The following is a 1,283-nucleotide window of genomic DNA, read 5'->3' on the forward strand; positions in this document are numbered from 1 at the left end:
CGCCCCGATCATGCCATCCTGTTTGCCAAATGCTGCCACCACATCGGTGTCGAGCGTCGCTGCATCGACAAAACCGACCGGCACCCGCGCCCGCACCACATGCTTCCCGGCGAACGTCATTGCGGTCGCACGGGCCAGCTCGGTCGAGAATGATCCCTTGAGAAACAGCACTCTGCCGGTCACGGCAGCGGCGAGCACTTCTTCCGCGAAGACCGCGGCGCCCGGAGACTTGAGGCCAAGCGCAGCGTAGTTCGATGTCAGCAGGGCCGCAGCCTCTGTACCCGTCGCCAGGGCCTTGATCGGGTCCGGTTGTTGCTCCAGCGGCACAACCCGTAGCGATGGCGTAGAGGCCACGGATGGCGCGTCGGTCTGCACCGGAGCCGGGCTGGTGTTCTGTCCTAGTTGCCCGACCCTTTCGGCAATGTCGGTAAGCTGTTGTTGAAGCTCCGCGGTGTGCTTGCCCGCCCGGTCCTCGGTGTCACTCCAGAGCGCCTCCAGGTCGGTCACGTTACGTTCAACGGCCTTCAGGCGCCCGTCTGCCGTGGCGCTGACGCGCGCAACGGCCTCGCCATGGGTTTCCAATTCCTTCCGCACAGCCGCCAGTTCGGCAAGCACCGTTTCTAGTGCGCGCGTAGAGGCGCCCTCTTCGACCACCTGGGCTGGCCGGGCCACGAGACCGGTCACAGTCTCCGCCAATCGCGCAACCTCGCCTGACGACCTCTCAACGTCGCCCTGCAGGCCTTTCAACAGTTCCTCATAGCCCTGTATACGCTTCGGGAGGATGGACAAGTCCCGGCCTCTCTCCACCGCCACCAGCGGTTTGGCGCTGCTTACCAGCCGGTCAAGCGTATCGGTGGTTTCGAAGGGGCTAAATTGGAGAAGCCGCGAGATCGTCTCTGCCGCACAATTGTTGAGAAAGGACTGTTCATGCAGACAGCGGAACAGCGCTTCAATCTCCGCTTGCGGCTGGTCCGTGACCACCTGTGGATGGTCTTTTGTTGCATTCTCGATTGCGTCGAGCAACGCGGCGAGACCCTCGACATCCTTCAGGTGCTGTTCCGCCCACGCGCGCCACAGATAGTAGTAGGCGAGGTCGGCGCGCTCCTTGTTGGCCTTAGGAGCGCCGCCCTTCTTGAGAAAGTGATGGAGCAGCGCCTGCTTGCGCTTCGGGAGGCTGGCGGCACTTTCCTTGCGAAAGCCGTCAACACTAGGCAGCACACGCAACAGTTCCCGGCTGGCCTTGCTGGTCACTTCGCTGAAGAAGGCCAGCAGTTCGCGGTCAC

At 63.0% G+C, this 1,283-nt stretch carries 1 protein-coding gene; it reads right to left on the reverse strand.

The window, feature by feature from the left end; all coding sequences use genetic code 11:
- Positions 1-1,283, reverse strand: a 1,283-nt coding sequence (locus EN780_RS39175; protein WP_189557005.1) for a hypothetical protein, incomplete at both ends; no start/stop codon positions are given.

This window comes from Mesorhizobium sp. M4B.F.Ca.ET.089.01.1.1 (genome assembly GCF_004022605.1).
GTDB classification, from domain to species: Bacteria; Pseudomonadota; Alphaproteobacteria; order Rhizobiales; family Rhizobiaceae; genus Mesorhizobium; species Mesorhizobium abyssinicae.